Origin of the sequence: Lactiplantibacillus daowaiensis (assembly GCF_005405085.1) — a bacterium.
Taxonomy (GTDB): Bacteria; Bacillota; Bacilli; order Lactobacillales; family Lactobacillaceae; genus Lactiplantibacillus; species Lactiplantibacillus daowaiensis.
Window position 1 is genome coordinate 45966 of sequence record NZ_BJDJ01000019.1, and the last position, 18438, is coordinate 64403.

At 43.5% G+C, this 18438-nt stretch carries 22 protein-coding genes and 1 pseudogene; 10 read left to right on the forward strand and 13 right to left on the reverse strand.

Annotation, left to right across the window (positions count from 1 at the left end; all coding sequences use genetic code 11):
• The first annotated feature begins 179 nt into the window (after nt 1-179).
• Nucleotides 180-1157: a cation diffusion facilitator family transporter gene (locus FFM75_RS11180; protein ID WP_137629265.1), complete on the forward strand. Its 978-nt coding sequence runs from the start codon at nt 180-182 to the stop codon at nt 1155-1157.
• 30 nt (nt 1158-1187) lie between these two features.
• Here FFM75_RS11180 and FFM75_RS11185 read toward each other — a convergent pair whose 3' ends face one another.
• The 3 genes from FFM75_RS11185 to FFM75_RS11195 all read right to left on the reverse strand — a co-directional run bounded on the left by FFM75_RS11185 (nt 1188) and on the right by FFM75_RS11195 (nt 4212).
• Nucleotides 1188-2120: an anti sigma factor C-terminal domain-containing protein gene (locus FFM75_RS11185; protein ID WP_137629266.1), complete on the reverse strand. Its 933-nt coding sequence runs from the start codon at nt 2118-2120 to the stop codon at nt 1188-1190.
• Nucleotides 2113-2601 carry an RNA polymerase sigma factor gene (locus tag FFM75_RS11190; RefSeq protein ID WP_137629267.1) on the reverse strand — a complete coding sequence of 163 codons (489 nt, stop codon included), beginning with the start codon at nt 2599-2601 and terminating at the stop codon, nt 2113-2115. The genes FFM75_RS11185 and FFM75_RS11190 overlap by 8 nt, the downstream gene beginning before the upstream one ends.
• Before the next feature lie 432 nt (nt 2602-3033).
• The gene (locus FFM75_RS11195; protein WP_137629268.1) at nt 3034-4212 is read right to left on the reverse strand and encodes a multidrug effflux MFS transporter; all 1179 of its coding nucleotides are present in this window, start codon (nt 4210-4212) and stop codon (nt 3034-3036) included.
• 387 nt (nt 4213-4599) lie between these two features.
• Between FFM75_RS11195 and FFM75_RS14195 the strand changes: the two are divergent.
• The 8 genes and pseudogenes from FFM75_RS14195 to FFM75_RS11230 all read left to right on the forward strand — a co-directional run.
• Nucleotides 4600-4710 (forward strand): annotated as a pseudogene (locus tag FFM75_RS14195) (helix-turn-helix transcriptional regulator); the annotation flags it as partial.
• Nucleotides 4711-4743: 33 nt separating this feature from the next.
• Complete coding sequence (locus FFM75_RS11200; RefSeq protein WP_223876672.1) at nt 4744-5112, forward strand: hypothetical protein; 369 nt, start codon at nt 4744-4746, stop codon at nt 5110-5112.
• A 139-nt stretch (nt 5113-5251) separates the two neighbouring features.
• On the forward strand, nt 5252-5929 hold the full coding sequence (locus FFM75_RS11205; RefSeq protein ID WP_137629269.1) for a TetR/AcrR family transcriptional regulator: 678 nt from the start codon (nt 5252-5254) through the stop codon (nt 5927-5929).
• Between the two features lie 84 nt (nt 5930-6013).
• Nucleotides 6014-7834, forward strand: coding sequence for a YhgE/Pip domain-containing protein (locus FFM75_RS11210; RefSeq protein WP_171001494.1), 1821 nt, complete (start codon nt 6014-6016; stop codon nt 7832-7834).
• 64 nt (nt 7835-7898) lie between these two features.
• Nucleotides 7899-8084 (forward strand): hypothetical protein, encoded by a 186-nt coding sequence (locus FFM75_RS14005; RefSeq protein WP_179951347.1) that lies wholly within the window; start codon nt 7899-7901, stop codon nt 8082-8084.
• 199 nt (nt 8085-8283) lie between these two features.
• Entirely contained in the window at nt 8284-8853 is a 570-nt protein-coding gene (locus tag FFM75_RS11220; protein ID WP_137629271.1) for a DapH/DapD/GlmU-related protein, read from the forward strand.
• 234 nt (nt 8854-9087) lie between these two features.
• Nucleotides 9088-9519, forward strand: a complete 432-nt coding sequence (locus tag FFM75_RS11225) for an NADPH-dependent FMN reductase family protein (RefSeq protein WP_137629272.1) — start codon at nt 9088-9090, stop codon at nt 9517-9519.
• Between the two features lie 96 nt (nt 9520-9615).
• A complete protein-coding gene (locus FFM75_RS11230) occupies nt 9616-10116 on the forward strand; it encodes an isochorismatase family protein (RefSeq protein ID WP_137629273.1) in 501 nt (166 codons plus the stop codon).
• A gap of 49 nt (nt 10117-10165) precedes the next feature.
• Here FFM75_RS11230 and FFM75_RS11235 read toward each other — a convergent pair whose 3' ends face one another.
• The 5 genes from FFM75_RS11235 to FFM75_RS11255 all read right to left on the reverse strand — a co-directional run bounded on the left by FFM75_RS11235 (nt 10166) and on the right by FFM75_RS11255 (nt 13418).
• Entirely contained in the window at nt 10166-11182 is a 1017-nt protein-coding gene (locus tag FFM75_RS11235) for an aldo/keto reductase (protein ID WP_137629274.1), read from the reverse strand.
• 168 nt (nt 11183-11350) lie between these two features.
• The gene (locus tag FFM75_RS11240; protein WP_137629275.1) at nt 11351-11707 is read right to left on the reverse strand and encodes a bacteriocin immunity protein; all 357 of its coding nucleotides are present in this window, start codon (nt 11705-11707) and stop codon (nt 11351-11353) included.
• Nucleotides 11708-11821: 114 nt separating this feature from the next.
• Nucleotides 11822-12325, reverse strand: a complete 504-nt coding sequence (locus FFM75_RS11245) for a hypothetical protein (protein ID WP_137629276.1) — start codon at nt 12323-12325, stop codon at nt 11822-11824.
• 286 nt (nt 12326-12611) lie between these two features.
• Nucleotides 12612-13064, reverse strand: coding sequence for a GyrI-like domain-containing protein (locus tag FFM75_RS11250; protein ID WP_171001495.1), 453 nt, complete (start codon nt 13062-13064; stop codon nt 12612-12614).
• A gap of 81 nt (nt 13065-13145) precedes the next feature.
• Nucleotides 13146-13418: a hypothetical protein gene (locus FFM75_RS11255; protein ID WP_137629278.1), complete on the reverse strand. Its 273-nt coding sequence runs from the start codon at nt 13416-13418 to the stop codon at nt 13146-13148.
• A gap of 210 nt (nt 13419-13628) precedes the next feature.
• Between FFM75_RS11255 and FFM75_RS11260 the strand changes: the two genes are divergently transcribed.
• A complete protein-coding gene (locus tag FFM75_RS11260) occupies nt 13629-14234 on the forward strand; it encodes a helix-turn-helix domain-containing protein (RefSeq protein WP_137629279.1) in 606 nt (201 codons plus the stop codon).
• Nucleotides 14235-14662: 428 nt separating this feature from the next.
• On the opposite strand, the gene FFM75_RS11265 is transcribed toward FFM75_RS11260, so the two are convergent.
• The 5 genes from FFM75_RS11265 to FFM75_RS11285 form a co-directional block, all read right to left on the reverse strand.
• Nucleotides 14663-15166: a hypothetical protein gene (locus FFM75_RS11265; RefSeq protein WP_137629280.1), complete on the reverse strand. Its 504-nt coding sequence runs from the start codon at nt 15164-15166 to the stop codon at nt 14663-14665.
• 120 nt (nt 15167-15286) lie between these two features.
• On the reverse strand, nt 15287-15937 hold the full coding sequence (locus FFM75_RS11270; RefSeq protein WP_137629281.1) for an endonuclease III domain-containing protein: 651 nt from the start codon (nt 15935-15937) through the stop codon (nt 15287-15289).
• A gap of 95 nt (nt 15938-16032) precedes the next feature.
• Nucleotides 16033-16983: a zinc-binding dehydrogenase gene (locus FFM75_RS11275; protein WP_137629282.1), complete on the reverse strand. Its 951-nt coding sequence runs from the start codon at nt 16981-16983 to the stop codon at nt 16033-16035.
• Nucleotides 16983-17792: an alpha/beta fold hydrolase gene (locus tag FFM75_RS11280; protein WP_137629283.1), complete on the reverse strand. Its 810-nt coding sequence runs from the start codon at nt 17790-17792 to the stop codon at nt 16983-16985. Before FFM75_RS11280 ends, FFM75_RS11275 begins: the two co-directional genes overlap by 1 nt.
• 155 nt (nt 17793-17947) lie before the next feature.
• Entirely contained in the window at nt 17948-18361 is a 414-nt protein-coding gene (locus FFM75_RS11285; protein ID WP_137629284.1) for a hypothetical protein, read from the reverse strand.
• Nucleotides 18362-18438 lie beyond the last annotated feature (77 nt).

Here is an 18438-nt window from a genome sequence, read left to right on the forward strand (position 1 = left end):
CGTTTTGTTCATCATAACGAAACTAATGATGATTGACAATCTATTTTGTTAAGTCGCCGTAATTAACTCACCGTTTTATCGCCCTTAAAAGCACGATTATATGTGCCTTAAGTTGGCTTTAACGTTGGCCTGCCGTATGCTTAGCGCATTCAAATTTTATTAATGGAGGTCCGATCAGCATGGCTGCTCCTAATGATTGGCACCATATCCAACAAGAAGTCGTTCAAAACTTGCGTACCGCTAGACACCACCTCTGGGGTAATGTCGCGGTCTATTTAGGCTTGTTTTTAGTTGAATATATTTACGCTCGCATCGGGCACTCACAAACACTACAGGCCGATGCTTTTAATAATTTATCAGGTATTATTAGTACCGGCTTGCTATTAACGGGACTATTTATTGCCACCGAAACCCATGATGATGATTTATTGGGCGCACCCATCTCACCGGCTGAACAAAAGTCCCTCGGTCCCCGCATTCAACAATCCCGCTTCCGCTTTGAAACAGTTTATACGTTAATTGCTGGCGTTATCATGATTGCGATTGCGTTAGAAATCATTGGCAAAGGTGTTTGGACCTTATTACATCCGGCTGACATTCAAGTCCCGTTGCCCATTGCCGGCGTTGGTGCTGGCATCTCTGGGTTGGCGCTCTTTATTTTATGGGGCTTCAATCACTATTGGAGCCGGAAGTTAAATAATGCCGCTTTAATTGCTGCTAGTCGTGATACCTTTAGTGATGCTTTAACCAGTCTAGTGACCGTGCTCACCGTGCTTGGAACAACTGGTTTTAAAGTCGATTGGCTCGATAGCCTTGCTAGTATTTGTTTAGGGATCTACATTATGCACTCAGGGTTAAAAATCTTTAGTGACAGTAGCCTCAATTTGGTTGATTATTTTGACCCTTACTTAGAAGAACAGTATCAATATCAAATCGAAAGTTTGCCAGCGGTGCAAGCAGTGACTTTTTTAAAAGCCCATTATGACGGCAACTTAATCATGCTTGATGTGACGATTGCCGTTGACGGTCAGATGACAGCCAATGCCATTTACGACTTGAGTCAACATATCAATACGATTTTATGGGCACAATTTGGTGTGATGGAAACTGATGTGATTACCGTCCCAATTAATAAAACCGGCGCCGACTCGACTTAGTCAGCGCCGACTTTGTTTAGTTTAATTTTCTCAATCAAGCACACTTTCAGGTTGAAAATAGCCCACTGAGCTAGCCGTAATCCAATCGGCTTGCACTAACGACTTAAAAGCTGCACTCTTACCCGTTACAATGACTCCCGCAAACGTTGCCTTAGCGAGGGTTGGGTATTGTTTAGCATCTTTAGCAGCACCGGCAAAAATATCATAGCCGTCCGTACGCCAACTATAATCAAGTTTTTTAGGAACTGTTAATGCTTTTTTGAAATATTGATAATCAGACGCCTTTAACTTACCAGCCACAGTACTGGCTTGAATCCCAACGTAATTGTTATTAACATTTGTTGGATCAGCTTTAGCATCAGCTAATCCTAGCCAATACCAAGCCGCATGCACACCTTTAGGTAACTTGGCTTGAAGCTCGGCATAACTCAACCGGTGCTTAAACGTCAGTGCAACTTCGGCCACCATTTTGGAACGGGTCGCTACTTTCTTGACATCTTGGGTTGGTTTTAGATAAACGTCTTTACCAGTCAATTTCACATTATAAAACAACGGTATCTTTTGTTGGGTTTCTTGGTCATACATCCCGTGTTGATCTGAAGCCGTATTGAAGCCACTGGGCATTTCGGCCCCACCGACCCACGTATAATTGGCGGTTACCGGGGTCCACGGGATCCGAGTACCTTCGATTTCTTTGTAGCGATGACTGATTAGCTGGCCGCCGCGAAAGCTTAAATTAGTAAGATACCGATCACTAGATTGAATATTGGGTGACATCATGACACTCGTAGCTTCGACAAATCGATCTAATTCATTAGAGGCACGACTAGCCTTCAACTGCGTCAACTTGTAGCCACCAACTAAACAAATTAGCCCGACAATTAATGTAATTACGACTGTCATGCCCCAGCGCCGTAACTTAACTTCTAATGCTAATCGTTTAAATTGTTTTTCATCATTCATGTTCAACACCCCTTATGTGTTTCTCCAGCTTGCGATGCACACGATGTAAACGCATCTTGACCGCTGCTGGTCGAATCTTTAGTTCCGCCGCAATCGCTTTGATCGATAACGCTTCATCGTAGCGCAATAACAATAGTTGCTGTTCTTTAGCTGATAGTCGACGCAACGCCGCTAACAATTCCGGCTGTTCATCCGTGATTGGCGGCACCGCTTCACGCAAAGCCGGTACTAAATAATCATTCACAATGGCAGCGTAACGGCGCGTCCGTCGATACTCATCCAAATAAGTTGACCAAGCGACCCGAAAAAGATAAGGCCGCAATTGATTGGGTGGCAGTACTAAATCCATCTCTAAGACTTTAACAAACATGTCTTGCACAATATCTGCTGCCAGTGCTTCATCGGCACCGCGATGCACTAAATAGCGCTGCACGTCGACAGCGAGTTCTGCCAGCAGTCCCTCATACTGCTTCAAATCCATGGTTTGCTCCTCCTACACCTAAACAACGAATGAATCCGCAAAAGGTAACGCTTTATTTGTTAAATATTGAAATACAAATTGAACAAGAAAGCATACTAAAACTAGCGCTGTAAAATCCAGTTACTTTACGGTACCAGTCTTCGTATGTTGTGCATCAGCTAGAAACTTAGAATCAGTTGTTGACATTTTGGCTGGCTCAGCCTTTTTAATTGTTAATTTATCATCAGATAACAACTCAATCTTTACCTTGCGTTCTTCAATTTTTTAATTTCTTTTACCATGGTATCATCTTATTTTTTAACAAAGTGACATCTAACATCAAGTACTATCTAACTTTAATTAAAAACTTATCAATCGATTTTCCTAGATAGCTAATAGACACAAAAAGACGTAAAGCCAGTCGCTGCTTTACGTCTTTCCATCATTTCAATCCTATTTTAATTTAGCTTGGTATAGCCAAAAATAGCTACCTAACATGATCACACATAATCCTAGCATATAAACCGGTAACGTCACGATCGACCCTTGATGCAGCCAACTCATTAAATACGTTAACCCGCTGACAATGACATAATAAGCAAGGCTAAACCAGCCGCTAGCACTACCCATAATACCTTCATAACCGACTAAAGCGCGGTTCAAAGCATTAGGCAACGTGATGTTTAACCCTAAAAAGGCACCAAAAATCCCGACTAGCATCGCGCCAGCTTGGTTGACCCAAGCAAAACTCACAAGACATAAACTGGCTAGCACACTTAATCCTAATCCTGCTAACACCAATTGTTCTGGTTGATAGCGATTCAATAAATGGTTGACCAGTAAGGCCCCTAATAAACTTGCCGCTGCTAAAACTAGGCCTAGTAAGCCATATTGCCAAGCAGCAAAACCAAAGTGCGTTTCAAAAATAAACGGCGCTTCAGCGTAATAACTAAACAAAATACCATTAATGCCACCAATCAAGATCCCATAAACCCAGACAACTGGATCATGCCACAAACGCTTAATGACTTGCCATTGATTAGGTCGAGCCGTTACGGCCGTCAGTTGACGGGTTTCTGGTAATCGCCATCCACTGTACAGTAACACTAATACCGCCATCGCAATCAAGGTACTAAAGACTTGACGGTACCCAAAAAGCGATTGCACGAGTCCGCCTAGTAATGGTCCCAGTGCTGGTGATAGTGCCATCGCCGCGCTCGTTTGCGCAAAGATTTTAGCCCCGGTCACCCCACTAAAACTCTCACGCATGATCGTTTGTGTCACAACAGAACCGGCACTAGCGCCGAACGCTTGGACTAATCGAAAACCGAGTAACCAAGTGAAGTTAGGGCTAAGGTACAATCCTAAATTACCGATTAAATAAATGACGATTCCCGCTAACATCGCTGGACGGCGGCCCCAATAATCCGCCAACTGGCCCCAAACTAAGACGCCAATGGCAAAGGCAATAAAATAACTACTCATCGTCAATTGGATTTGACTCGCACTGACCTGCAGCGCCCGACTCAAAGCTGGTAAAACTGGGGTAAAGATTGATTCACTAATTTGTGGAAAACCCACGAGTGTGATAATCAGCATTAAAGATGGTACTTGTTTTTGGACGTTTTTCATTTAAATTCTCCTAAAAATTTAATTTGCGGAAAAACGTCCTCGATCATCTACTGCGACACACACCAAAATTTGTTCATATAACATGGTGTCACCTCATTTCTGTACATCACACTCTACGGGAAAACCAAGTAAATGTCAAAGTTGCTTTATTTGTCGCTACCAAATTGGTGGCATCACACAAATCAGCACAACTCTAATTTTGAAGTTAAACAGCTACTAGATTCGTGGATAATGCCAATTCAACGTCATGTCAAAAACTTTTGGCAGACAAGTTGCCGCTCATATGCCATGATTAGAACATCAAAGGGGGGACCTGATTGACGCCATTGCAAATTCACACCAAACTAAGCACTTATCGTAAACAGCAACACTTAACCCAAACTGAGGTTGCTGAAGCGCCTGCTCATCTCGCGCCAAACCATCTCCAACTGGGAAACCGGACGCACTTATCCAGATATACAAAGCTTGATTCTGTTGGCTAAGCTTTATCACGTCACCATCAATGAACTTGTTAAGGAGGACTTGGCAATCATGCAAACACAAACGACAAAACATCATTTTAAGTTATTTCTCTTGCTTGAATTACTGTGTTTCTTCAGTATCTATGGTCTATTTATCGCACTCCGCTGGTTACCACTACTGCCAACGGCCATGGCGATTGCCATAATTACGACCATTGGCTTGATTATCGCAGGCTATCTCATCTACTTGAGCTATCACTTACACTTGATCACTTTTCGCCAAATCAAAGCTTACGCCAATCACCAATCAACACCAACTGGCACCCCGTCACGCATACAAAAAATCATGCTACCACTCCTGGGTGCAATGATTGGGTTACTGATTGGCGGCACCATCACTTGGTGGGTCGCAACGACCATTTTACATTGGTCACTTTAATCATCACTGCTAATCGGCTACCAGCTCACATTTGCTGGTGGCCTTTTTTTAGTTACATCGGTCACTTACCGAATCAAGAATGAATCGTTCATTCTAAAAACACCCCCTGCTATACTGACAGCAGAAATGAGGTGAGCTAATGCAATTACAAACTAAATTAAGTCGTATCTTAACCAGCGCCCAAGCCCAATTCATCGTTCCGGGCTTTGCCGATACAAAAATGCACGACATTGCCCAAGCTGCCGATTTAGCCGTCGGCACGCTGTACAACTTATTCAAAAGTAAAGATGATCTCTTGGCATTTATTTTTGCCGCGACTTTAAATCCCACCATTATCGACGAGCCGCATACGTTACCACTACAACCGATTGCAACCAGTGCGCTCGTCGAACAGACCCAAGCGGTGTATCAACATGAGACCCAACGACTCGTGACCCGTATTCAGGCTGCACCAGCAGACGACCAATTTACGACCCTGGTCACTGAACTGTTTGCCACCTTTGAGCAATTCGGCGCCTACTTTCTGATTTTAGAACGTAATCCGCAAATGAATCCGACCTTGATGACCCTTTATCGGCATTATCGGCAAAATATGTATCATACAATTGCCCAAATTATCAGTCATCTGAGCGCAACCCAACAATTGCGTCCACTGGCCGAGCCACAAAACGATGCCTTGATTATCATTGATGAGATTTTTTGGTGGTCGGCCCATAAGAAATACGATTCTTTTGAACGCCAAGCCACGACTTTTGATTTTCAACAAGTCAAAGCCGCCGTTATTCAGCAACTCGTAACCAGTTATCAGCAGCACTAAAATTTAAGGTTAAACAATGAATGAGGCGTTCGACGTCAAAAAATGAATGAACCGTTCATCCTATTTTCTAAGGGGGGCTTTGCCATGTTTTCAGAATGGAAATACGTTGGGCAAACCAAAGGCTTGTTGAAAATTGTTTTGGGTATTTTGTTAGTGCCAACATTTTACGCCGTCATCTTTCTCGCATCGTTATGGAATCCATATGCCAATGTACGCCACCTGCCTGTCGGTATCGTCAACGAAGACCGTGCTGTCACGAGTCATCAAAAGCGATACGCACTGGGCACACAAGTGACAACTCAATTAGTCGCTAATCACACCGCCGACTTTCATCAACTATCGGCGCAGCAAGCCCAATCGCAGTTAAAATCAGGACAATTGTATATGGCAATTACAATTCCGGCCAACTTTTCCAAACGGGCATTGGCATTAGGCACCGCAACGACACAACCAATAACGCTCAACTATCATACCAACGCCGGCTTCAGCTTTATTGCGATGAAAATGAACACCACCACCGCAAAACAAGTTCAAACCAAACTCGATCAACAATTAGCTACCAGCTATCTAACCGTGATGGCTAATGTTCTCAAAACAACTGGACGCCAACTCACCACCACCGGTAACGACTTAACGAAAAGTAATCGAGGGTTAACAAAAATCAAAACCGGCAGTCAAACCACTAGTCAAGCCTTAACCCAAGTTGCCACCGGCAGTCGTAACCTTAGCACTGGTCTTGATCAACTGACGCAAGGTGCACAACAAAGTCAGACCGCCTCAACCCAAGTACCACAGCTGAATACAGCCCTACAACAAGCAATGACCACCGCAATTAATACGCAACGACAATTGACCCAACGACTGACGGCCACTATGACGATTGCCCAACAATTCGGCCAAGTGGCAAAATCCGGCCAACTGAAGCAAGCTGAGTTACAAGCTATCACCCAGCAACTCCAAGCTAACCTGACGGCACTACAACAATTGTCAAGCCAACCGGCTTTAAACACCGCCGCTAAATTAGTGACAACCACGACAAGCTTAACAACCAAGCTCGCCAGTACCGCGCCACAAACTCAACAGGCCTTACAACACTTAGCGACCGGCGCCACCGTGCTGCAACAATCAACGGCCCAATTAGCCACCGGCAGTCAGCACTTAACGGCTGGCGTACAAGCCGTCACAACAGCCAATCAAAAAATAGCCACGGGATTAACAACCGGCGGTGACCAGTTAGCTCAAACGGGCCAACTAACAACGCATCAGCTTAAAACGATCGTTGCCCCAATTAAACTCACACACACGGACACCACACCCGTCCCGAACAACGGCACTGGCATGAGTCCATACTTGATGGCCGTCGCGTTATTTGTTGGTTGTATCACGTTTAATATTATTTATGATATGTATACCCCGCATCGCCAACCTAAGAACGCTTGGGACTGGTGGCGTCTAAAGCTACCATTTCTCTTTGAATTCACTTGGTTAGCAGCCACCGTGATGTTTGGACTGCTGCGTTTAATCGATCACTTGAATCCACTGCACCCTTGGTTGACCTATGCGTTTTGTGTCCTGACGATGTGGACTTTCGGCAGTATCGTGACGTTCTTCAATCTGATTCTTGACAAAACTGGGGCCTGGTTAATGTTGATTTTTATGATCATCCAACTTGGTGGCTCGGCGGGCACTTATCCGATTCAGTTGTCTAATCACCTCTTTCAAGCCATCCATCCGTACTTGCCAATGAGTATTGCCATCGATGCTTTTCGCAGTACATTATCCATTGGCAATTCGATTTGGCCCGAGACATTGATTTTTACGACGATTATCATTGGCTTCAACTTGTTGATGGTGCTGACGTTCCACTACAACCTGCCACGGTTAAAGCAGTTGTTACCAAACTAATTAAATTTGAGTTGCCGAAACCGGTATGATAAAGACAATCGAAACTGAAAAGAGTGATTGCATTATGAAGACAACCCCAATCGACGTTTTTGCCCACGTCTTAGCACCAAACTTTTACCAACAAATGTTGGCCATTGATGCAACGATTCCACAAAAAGCCCCTTACGTTCAAGCACAGGCTTTGATCAATATGACTTACCAGCAAACACATACAACCACTAGGTATCCCACCGATTGGGGCAACTGCTAAGATTATCGACGCCATTCAAGCAATGGCTACAACGCCGACTCAGGCTAACCAGCTTTTATATCAAAATGCGCAAAACCTACTCCATTTGGGTTAACCGTTCGTGATATAGGCGTTGGTTATCATAATCGATACTAGATAAGTATTAGACAGGTTTCTTTAAATTACTTATGCTTAATAGGACAATCTAAGGAGCGTGCTTATGACAACTAATATTTTAAATCAAGCTTTAAATGGTGGTCGCCTAGTCTATAGTCCCACCAACTTCGCACCTATCGATGCCATCGTTGAAACCAATGCAGCGGTAACTGCTCAACTTAATCAGGGCTACCACACCCCAGCAGAGCGACGGCAACTTTTCAGCCAAATCTTCGGCGCTCCAGTACCAGCTTCAACGGAAATCAAAGCACCCTTTAACACGGACTTTGGCCGCCATACAATTGTTGGCGAAAATGTCTTTATCAATAAAGATTGCTTGTTCGTTGACCTAGGTGGTATCACGATTGACGACAATGTTCTAATTGCCCCACGCGTGATGCTAATCACCGTCAACCACGTTGAAGCGCCGGCCCATCGCCGCGATTTGATCACTAAGTCAATTCATATCAAACACCATGCTTGGTTAGGTGCTGGCGTCCAAGTCCTACCTGGCGTAACGATTGGTGAAAACGCCATTGTGGGTGCGGGGGCCGTTGTAACGAAAGACGTGCCCGCCAATACGATGGTGGCTGGCATTCCGGCTCATAAAATTCGTAATGTCCAACTTGAATAAGTCACGATTAGCTTAGGCATTAAAAAATCATCAGTTTAACCCGATCTTTATCGGCTGAAGCTGATGATTTTTTGTTGTCATAGCTTTAAGCATGCAGCCACTTAAAAATTAACGGTAGTCACCTTTTGCAATCGTTTTCAGTGACGCCTATACTAAAAGTAGCAATTATAGTGAACTAATCATTACCAGCAGACAATCGCCTACTAGTAAAACTTGACTCTGGAGGTCTTAAGTATGACAGTAGCAATTCGTTATCAAACTCGCAATGGCAATACCGAAGCATTTGCCCAACAAATTTCGGCCGTTGCTGGCGTACCAGCTGAGCAAGTGCCAACCACGATCGATGAACCCGTTGATTTACTCTTTATGGGTGGTGGGACTTACTTTATGCGACCAGATAAAGCCGCTTCAAAATTTATGGATAGTCTAAATAGCACCAAAGTTAAAAAAATTGCCATCTTCACCACGTCTGGCGGCCCCGAAATGCCGACCGATAAAGCTTTGACCAAGGCGGCTGAAGCTAAAGGCATCGAAGTCATCGGCCACTTCCATCAATTAATGGGTGGTAAAGGCATGAAGATTCTCGGTTCCAGCGGTGGCAAACTCAAACCCGACCAAGTTGATGCCGTTAAAAAGTTTGCGACTGAAATGTTGGCACAACAATAATAACCTGAAGCTAGTCCTAATTAACTGATTGGGACTAGCTTTTTTCGCTTTAGTGACCTAAACTTAATGCATTCAATTTATTTGGAGGGGTCACTTATGGCACAAGCTTTAATCATTATCGACATGCAACAAGCTTTACAAGACCTAGATCAGCGTGAGCAAGTCATCGCCACGATCAATCAGCGAATCGATCAATATCGTGCCGCTCAGCGCCCCATTGTCTTTATTCAACATACCGAACCGGGCATGGCGGTTGCCAGTGATGCTTGGCGCTTGTTCCCTGAAATTCATGCCTTAGAAACCGATACCTACTACATCAAAACGCGACCAGATGCATTTTATCAGACTGGCTTAGCCGCGTATCTAACGATGAATGAACTTAAGCACATTGAAATTTGTGGTGCCCAAGTTGAATTTTGTGTCGACACGACGATTCGGGTCGCTTATCACCTTGGCTTTCAAATCGAGTTACTGATCGATGGGATTACGACCGTCGACAGCGCCGACCTAACCGCTACGCAAATCAAACAACACCATGCCCATATTTGGGAACATCGCTTTGGCGAATTTGTTTCAACCGCAACACCGTTAACTTAAAATAACCCATCCTTAACCTGATAACAGTCAGACTAAGGATGGGTTATTTTTAACTAGCTTGCCAATCAATTGGCGGCTGCTTGGCTAAAATTGTTTCAATCTGTTCGAGTTCCGTGGCGGTAAAGTCTAAGTGGGCTAACGCCTGCACATTATTGACCACTTGTTCCGGCCGACTGGCACCAATCAAAACACTAGCAATCGCCGGTTGACGGAGATTCCAGGCCAAGGCCATCTGAGCCAAGCTTTGTTGCCGGGCCTGAGCAACCTCGTTTAACGCTTTGACGGTAGCCAACGTTTGGGCCACTTGTGCCGGATGTAAAAACGGAATCGTGGCTTTGTTGGCCCGTGAATTCACCGGAACACCGTGCAAATATTTATCCGTCAATAGGCCCTGGCACAAGGAACTAAAACTAACGGCGCCTTTATGTACCGCTGCCAATTCTGGCAATAAGTCTAATTCAATTTGGCGATTAAACATGTTATAGCGCGGTTGATGAATGATAAAGGGCGTCTTCAATTCCTTAAAGATCGCCGCAATCACTTTTGTCTGGGCTCCACTATAATTAGAAATCCCGACGTACAACGTTTTACCAGCACGCACCAATTGATCTAAAGCCAAGGCCGTCTCTTCAATTGGTGTTTCTGGATCTGGTCGATGACTATAAAAGATGTCAAAGTAATCTAAACCGGTACGCTGTAAGCTTTGATCAGCACTGGCAATGATACTTTTACGTGACCCCCAATTACCATATGGTCCCTGCCACATGACATAACCCGCTTTACTGGCAATCACCAATTCATCGCGATACGCCCGTAAATCACTCGCCAAGATTTGTCCAAAGTTCGTTTCGGCACTACCGGGTTCGGGCCCATAGTTATTCGCCAAATCAAAATAAGTCACGCCTAAATCAAAAGCTTGATGGACGATTGCTTTTTGGTTAGCTAATGAATCAACACTGCCAAAGTTATTCCATAATCCTAAGCCGATTGCCGACAGTTTTAAGCCACTGTCACCCACGCGATTGTAGACCATTTGATCATAACGAGTTGTTGCTGCTTGATACATATTTAAGACCACCCTTGTCGGTTGTAATTTAAGTCAATGATACCGCTTGCAACAGTGAAAGATAGTAAACTTTTACTAATTTGATTGTATCCTGATCAACTTTTGCCACTAAAAAAGTGCATGAGCTGAAGTTTCCCCCTTCAGGTCATGCACGCCTATTTCAATTTATTAGTGACGAGGCACTTCTTCTAGTAAGCCGTAAAATTGTGACTTATCCGAAAAGTCCGCCATATATTGGCCATTGAGTCCCGCTTTTTGACCGAACACACTGAGTTGCACGATCAAATCTTCTTCTGGCTTTGAAAAATGCAACCGTGCTTTGACCGCTAAGCTCCGAATATAGTTGACTAAGCGATTAACTAACGCGGCCGGATTCTTACCGGTTGCCACTTTCTTTTGTACCTGGCCTAAAACATCGATGATATCCAATAATTCTGTCGATGCTGGTTGGCGCTGCTTTAACAATTCAAGCAATGCTTGAATTGTTTGTTGTACATCTTGACTATCTTTTAACGTTTCACTCATGATTATTTCCCCCTAAATCCTCACTTTTAATGAACACCTTTTAGTTTAATCACTTTAACAATGTTATTGGGGAAAATGACTTAAACGACCTTTTTTTAGTCCTGAACGTTATCGTTACAGTCCAATCATATCGGGAATCAACCAAATATAACTTAACCCGACCACCAAAAACCCAACTAGAAAGATCACAAAAGCCATTTGACTTAAACGTCGCCTTACCCGGACACGGGAACTGGCATGCTGCCTTTTAACGGCAAATCGCCGCGCTTGTTTAACTTGGCCCCAAACATAAATAACTATCAGCAACCAAAGCAGCACAAAAATCAGCATCGTTACGCCCAACATCAGTGGTTGTGCAGAACTAGCTAGTTGATCCATCAAGGTTAAGACAAAAATTGATACAAAAAACACCAGCATCAATATTCGACTGCCACGTTTGTATCGTCGCTGCGATTGTTGATGCTGCTTATCCTGGCGCATCTGCTCGACAGCTCGATGATAAGCCGCCGTCGGTACACCTAGGTCAAGGCGATCATGTTTCAACGCCCAAGCAACCCAACCGATATACAACCCACTCACGATGACTAGCCCCAAACCGAGTTTAAAAACAACCCACATTTTTATCAACTTCTCTCTCAAACTACTATTATCAGTTTCTAACTATTATACTAGTTCTTATTAAGCCAATGATGACATTAATATTAAGTAAACAATACATTTTACAGTATTCACTAATTGTCTCTAAAAATAAAACGATGCTAGTGCTATTAGTCAGCAACCTTTTAACAATTCAATTTTGATTTGATCAATCTCAAAGGCACGCATTACCCTGTTCAATCAGGTAATACGTGCCTTTAGTTAACTGTATTTTAGGACGGTACTAGTTCATGATGACGTCATACCATCAGGCTAGCTCGGCTTCAATTGGCACTAACAATTCACATTTACCAGCCTGCACTAAAGCTGGGCGATAACGTTCAATGATTGGTCCTGGCCGCCGCTTTAGTTGAGCTTGTTGTAGCTGCTGGATCAAATATTGATACCCGTTACTCATTGCCGACTGAGTATGTGCCAATTCAAAGACGGCATAGTGACCGCCCATTAGTTTGCGCTGAGACAATGGCCTTTTAGGTACCGCCATGTCAGGTAATATCGCACCAACATCATAGCGGCAAGCAGCCGCCGGAACAGTCGTCGGATCATCCAGTGCAATACCCAAGATCGTAACCTGGGTGAATAACGCTTCACTAGTCAGCCACGCTTTAAAGGTCGCCATCAAAGCTTGATTTTCCGGTCCATATGGGCCGATTCGCCGTAAATAAGCTAAATTGCATATTGCAAGTGTTTCAATTTTCATAGTTGTCATCTCATTCATTAGGTCTCAGGCGCCCGGTAGGACTACTATAACTTGAGTTAAAATGAAATGCACCTATTCTTTTTAAAATCTTGCAAAAACCGCTAATGTCAAAATAATCGTGTTAATCAAATGCAATCTGCGTTTTAACCCAGGTGCGACAGTCGATTGTTTCAACATCATCTGATTAGTCCCAATAGCCACAAATACGAGTAATTTGGCCGCTATACCACGCACGCCGGTTAACCATGTCGGGGTTAATCCTAGCCAGCTCACGATAAGCCCAATCGCACTCAAGAGACCTAATCCCAAATCAATCGCAACTGAAATCTGAATCTTCTTCGGTAACTGTGTCATGATCACCACTCCCTTTGTTTATCTAAAACCAGCAATTCGTTACGATGAAACTAACATCAGACCAACGCGACAACAACTGGGAAAATCCAATAAACAAATTAACAAACTACTCGGTTAAAACCCGATTAAACCGGCGTGCCAAGAATCTAAGCTAGGCTTTTTAACCAGTATTCGCTATCATAAAATTAAATTCAAAGGGAGATGATGACAATGCGATTTGGTGAACATTTAAAGCAAGCACGGTTATCACAACAGTTAACTCAAAAAGACGTTGCAGAACAATTGCACGTGTCACGCCAAACGATTTCAAGTTGGGAGACCGAACACAGTTATCCAGATATCGACAGCTTATTACGACTTAGTGACTTTTATGGCTTATCTCTAGACACTCTCTTACGCGAAGATACCGGGATGACTGACTATCTCCGACGACAGGATGTTCGACAACAAATTCGCCCCGTTCGGATCACATTAACATTAATGACGCTTGGATTTGCACTCTTAGTCGTGTTAGATCAACTGATGCCACGATTAAACTTAATTAATCCAATGGTCAGTTTTATTGCACTGTTTGGTATCATTGCGCTCGACTACGTGAACCACTTCAACCGCCACCTTCGTTTAGATACCCGACCACTATTTCGTGACCGTTACCCTTGGTTCGACCATTACGCTCAATTTGGCTTTGGTTTTCTAGCCGTTTTAGGATTTGGCGGCAGCTTGCTTAATATTAGCACCTGGCTTACGGTACCCATTGCAATCATTGGCTTTGCTGGTTGTTGTTTCTGGTTAATTGCACATTTGGAGAAAGCTTGACACTACAGAGAAGTGCCGCAATCAATATAAACTGACGATATATGGTAACTTATGTAATGCCGAAAATTATATCAAAGAAGTCAAACTAATTTCTTTTTGGACAATGTGGAAAAACGGATTCGCACAGTTATCTAATGAACATATGCATATATTTATAAGGGCTACTGCATACAACTTGCTAGCAAAACCGGTTGTAAATCTAAAATCACACCTAATTTTGAGTTTTAAAGCTCTCTTTCAGGTGTGATTTTCATTTTTATTCGCTTCACCACTAGATTGGCAATAATATCGCTTGCCAGATTTGATCCTCAAGATTTAACTTCTTATCAACATCATCCAATGAAATAGCGGTATCTTGCATTTCTAGCATCAATTTTTTTATTGTATTTAGTCAAATTGTTACTTCGATATAATCAAAATAGAATTTTTTAATCGCCATCGTAAGATACCTTTCGATCTGGTATATTATAAAATTTATATTTTCTGATGCTATTACAACAAGATGAAATTTCATTTTCATCGGCATCATAAACCACATGGCCCTTGATAGTTACAAACTCACTTTCAAGTTCACCAAGATTATATTTTTTCCGATTAACCATATTGAAACTTGCCGCAAAAGTATTTCCTGTATTTACAACAACACTATCTAATTCAGCTCTTCCTTGAACAACATCCTCATAAGAGGAACCAAAATAAACTCCTGGAACCTCCTCCTCGTCTTCGTCAACTTTTATACTTAAGCTTGCATCCCAATTATCATAAATAGTTCGAACAGCTTCCCAAAGTGATTCCGCTTCAAGATCCGAGTCCACGGGACTATCAATCATATATTGACAGAATACTTGTTTGAATTTGAGATCAAGTGCTAGCTCATTATAATAACGCACTCTGGCATACAAATAATCAAACACATAAGTAATATTTGCCATCCAATCACACCTTACTTTACTCTTCTTGATTGCTATCGGGGTCTTCATCATATTCTTTATGACATTAGACATACTTTTCAAACCATTCAAACTTGATTTTGACATTCTAGGAACAATTGGCTAAAGCCCAGATTCATTTTCTTCATTTAATTTATCACAATCAATAATCAGCTGACAGACCTCTTTGTCTGGCATGAGCTTCATGGAATACTTGCGCCCATATTCGATCATAGTGTGATGCGCTTGATGTAATTCATTGGGATCTAAGACCCCAACGATTTTTTGCTCGACTTGCAATGGCGTTGCCGCCTGTTCGATAAAGTGAAGCCGCTTGGAAATCGCTGACACATGTGTATCGACCGCAAAGGTATTTTGTTCAAAGACATCACTCAAAACCACATTAGCGGTCTTGCGCCCGGCTCCAGGCAATGCCATAATCCCTTTCCGGTCAGTGGGAACCACGTCATTTAATTCTTCGTGAACGATACGTGCTGTTTTAATGATATTCTTGGCTTTATTGTGGAATAGCCCAACACTCTTAATAATTTGTTCCACATCGGTCACATCCGCAACCATTAAATCTTTCGGTTCCGGATATCTCGCAAATAATACTGGTGTCACTTTATTTACCGAAACATCGGTCGCTTGGGCACTTAGAATCACCGAAACTAAGTATTGAAACGGTGTCCGTGAATCCAGTGAAGGACCAACTGGCCCAATATCAGCTTCCATTTGATGAATGGCCCATACAATCTGTTCGTCTTTTAACATACTCCCCACTTCTTTCGTCTTGCTTAATCGTTACCTAATATCTTACCTGAAGCTAGTGCCGCATGCACCATTAATCACATCGCTAACTGCTTAACTTAAGGCCGTAATAAAATTTTACCCGCCACTTGTCCAGTTTCTAACGCAGTATGGGCTTTGGCGCCCTCGGCTAGCGGATAAATGGTTGGTTGATTGACCATTATTTGTCCATTTAAGACGTACTTAAACAAACGATCAGCGCGCTGTTGGCGTGAATTTGCATCAACCAAGAAGTCCCACAAATCCCCGGTCATCAAACTTTTAGAACCCGCCATTAAATCAATCGGGTCAATCTTAGGCGGATTGCCACCAGCCATCCCGTAAAAGACGACCCGTCCCCGTGGATGAATCAGGTTTAAACTTAACGGTAACGTGACCCCTGCACCGTCAAAGACGGTATCAAAGGCGGCGGTATAAGCACTCGCCCAATCACTTTGACGTAAGAAGACTTGCTTAGCACCCAGCGATAAAGCAAGTTGTCGTTTAGCTTCAGTAGAAGCCACCCCATAAACTTGGACCCCATCAGCAATTAAGATTTGCGTCAATAATTGGCCCACGCCACCACTGATGCCATGAATCAAGACGCGGTCATTAGGTTGGTTTTGCGCTAAATCATGGGCCAAAAAGTCAGCGGTTAAGCCTTGCAGGCCGATGCTAGCAGCGGTTTGATCATCAATTTGAGCCGGGACTCGAATCGCGTGGTCACTTGGGACCGCCACTAATTCGGCGTTAGCAAAAGGCACATCGACGAATAAAACCCGTTCACCGACAGTAAAATCCGACACTGCCGTCCCAACTGCAACAACTTCACCCAAACCTTCATAACCATCAATCATGGGCGTATGCGGTTCGAGATGATAAGTGCCCCGCCGCCGATAAATATCAGCAAAGTTTAAGCCGATATAAGTTGGCTTGACAAATAAGGTCGTCGCGGTCAGTTGTGGTGCACTTACCGGCCCGTATTTTAAGACCTCCGGACCGCCAAAGTGATTGAAATATAATGCTTGCATTACCCAATCATCCTTTCTGTCAATGTTGTCACAAATTCTTTAAAATAGGCCGCTAACAAGTCTGGTTGATCCAATGGCAAATTGTGACCGGCCCGTTTGAACACTCCCACGGTACTTTGTGGCTGCCGTTGCAAATAAGCTAACTGTTCTTGATAACCGACTTGATTGTCGGCCCGACCTAACAACATCGTCTGCGGTTGCGATAAAGTTGCCGCTTGCAATTCGGGTTCAAACGAAAAACGATAGTAAGCCGAATGCGCCCGTTGTAGCTGATGAATGAACGCCACATCGCACCGGGCAATTCCGGGTAAAATTTGCTGTTGGTATGCTTGCCAAGTTTGCGGACTGAGGATCACACTCATCTGTTCGTAAGCAGGCACTTTATTGAGATTTGTTTGATAGTTGATTGACCCATGACTTTCGGTATCATGTTGGGCCAAGATGCGTTGGTCGCTCACCGCTGTAAAAGCCGGACAAGTCGTGAAAAGCTGGCTCACATGCGAATCTTGGTACGCCAGTCCCAATGCCAAGTAGCCACCATAGGAATGGCCAACGACTGCATAATTGGTATGACCAATCAAGGCTTGAATCGTCGCTTGAACACCGGCTAAGATAGCATCGCTATTGGCTTGTGCCAGTGGTACCGCTGGGCTTTTACCCATACCAGGTAAATCCAAATAAATCCGTTGAATCGGCTGTTGCGCCAGCAATGGTTCATACCACGCTTGCATCGACGTCATATCTAGCGCTAATCCATGTAAAAAGACAACCGGATAACCGGTGCCAATCACTTCTGTATACAGTTGCATCGCACATCCCAACTTTCCATCAGCTCATTAAAATAAGCATAGCACAATGCGTCTGGTTTTCGAGTGGTAACCTTTATCGTCTAAAATAAGCGCCCCTGTAGCAGTCTATACCACTTACAAGGGCGCTTAATTAGAGTCAAGCGATGTCAATCTTTTTAATTTCGTGAGCGATGGCGCTGGTGACGACTTTCTTGTTGGACTAAAGCATTGGCCTTGATTTCAGTCGGATAGGCCCGACCAGCTAGCCACCAAACACAACCGCGTTGTACGAGCAGCGTGACACCGACATACAACAATAAGGTTGCTGAACTACCGGTCCATAACCGATCAACGCCTAAATGTCCCGCAATACTGATCACCCACCAAACTAAGGTCAACCAATTACCTTGGCGCATGACTAATCCCTGGTCATTTACCCAAAAGTGGTACGACCAAGCTCGTAAAGCCGCAAAGATAACTGCACTAAGTACACTTAAACTACCAAACAATAACGCTTGATTAGTCGTAATCTGTAAATGCTGTTTGGTAAAGGCATCACTGATGGAAGCCGTCCCCATTAAAATGACCAAGGCAAATTCTATAATTAATCCGAACAGAAATTAAAAAGCCCAAAGCAATCACTTACAATGGTAGTAGCTAATTCCAA

What these genes read in the sequence shown, in the direction of transcription:
- FFM75_RS11180 (WP_137629265.1), top strand. Translation starts at nt 180, where the DNA reads ATGGCTGCTCCTAATGATTGGCACCATATCCAACAAGAAGTCGTTCAA.
- FFM75_RS11185 (WP_137629266.1), bottom strand. Translation starts at nt 2,120, where the DNA reads ATGAATGATGAAAAACAATTTAAACGATTAGCATTAGAAGTTAAGTTA.
- FFM75_RS11190 (WP_137629267.1), bottom strand. Translation starts at nt 2,601, where the DNA reads ATGGATTTGAAGCAGTATGAGGGACTGCTGGCAGAACTCGCTGTCGAC.
- FFM75_RS11195 (WP_137629268.1), bottom strand. Translation starts at nt 4,212, where the DNA reads ATGAAAAACGTCCAAAAACAAGTACCATCTTTAATGCTGATTATCACA.
- FFM75_RS11200 (WP_223876672.1), top strand. Translation starts at nt 4,744, where the DNA reads ATGCAAACACAAACGACAAAACATCATTTTAAGTTATTTCTCTTGCTT.
- FFM75_RS11205 (WP_137629269.1), top strand. Translation starts at nt 5,252, where the DNA reads ATGCAATTACAAACTAAATTAAGTCGTATCTTAACCAGCGCCCAAGCC.
- FFM75_RS11210 (WP_171001494.1), top strand. Translation starts at nt 6,014, where the DNA reads ATGTTTTCAGAATGGAAATACGTTGGGCAAACCAAAGGCTTGTTGAAA.
- FFM75_RS14005 (WP_179951347.1), top strand. Translation starts at nt 7,899, where the DNA reads ATGAAGACAACCCCAATCGACGTTTTTGCCCACGTCTTAGCACCAAAC.
- FFM75_RS11220 (WP_137629271.1), top strand. Translation starts at nt 8,284, where the DNA reads ATGACAACTAATATTTTAAATCAAGCTTTAAATGGTGGTCGCCTAGTC.
- FFM75_RS11225 (WP_137629272.1), top strand. Translation starts at nt 9,088, where the DNA reads ATGACAGTAGCAATTCGTTATCAAACTCGCAATGGCAATACCGAAGCA.
- FFM75_RS11230 (WP_137629273.1), top strand. Translation starts at nt 9,616, where the DNA reads ATGGCACAAGCTTTAATCATTATCGACATGCAACAAGCTTTACAAGAC.
- FFM75_RS11235 (WP_137629274.1), bottom strand. Translation starts at nt 11,182, where the DNA reads ATGTATCAAGCAGCAACAACTCGTTATGATCAAATGGTCTACAATCGC.
- FFM75_RS11240 (WP_137629275.1), bottom strand. Translation starts at nt 11,707, where the DNA reads ATGAGTGAAACGTTAAAAGATAGTCAAGATGTACAACAAACAATTCAA.
- FFM75_RS11245 (WP_137629276.1), bottom strand. Translation starts at nt 12,325, where the DNA reads ATGTGGGTTGTTTTTAAACTCGGTTTGGGGCTAGTCATCGTGAGTGGG.
- FFM75_RS11250 (WP_171001495.1), bottom strand. Translation starts at nt 13,064, where the DNA reads ATGAAAATTGAAACACTTGCAATATGCAATTTAGCTTATTTACGGCGA.
- FFM75_RS11255 (WP_137629278.1), bottom strand. Translation starts at nt 13,418, where the DNA reads ATGACACAGTTACCGAAGAAGATTCAGATTTCAGTTGCGATTGATTTG.
- FFM75_RS11260 (WP_137629279.1), top strand. Translation starts at nt 13,629, where the DNA reads ATGCGATTTGGTGAACATTTAAAGCAAGCACGGTTATCACAACAGTTA.
- FFM75_RS11265 (WP_137629280.1), bottom strand. Translation starts at nt 15,166, where the DNA reads ATGGCAAATATTACTTATGTGTTTGATTATTTGTATGCCAGAGTGCGT.
- FFM75_RS11270 (WP_137629281.1), bottom strand. Translation starts at nt 15,937, where the DNA reads ATGTTAAAAGACGAACAGATTGTATGGGCCATTCATCAAATGGAAGCT.
- FFM75_RS11275 (WP_137629282.1), bottom strand. Translation starts at nt 16,983, where the DNA reads ATGCAAGCATTATATTTCAATCACTTTGGCGGTCCGGAGGTCTTAAAA.
- FFM75_RS11280 (WP_137629283.1), bottom strand. Translation starts at nt 17,792, where the DNA reads ATGCAACTGTATACAGAAGTGATTGGCACCGGTTATCCGGTTGTCTTT.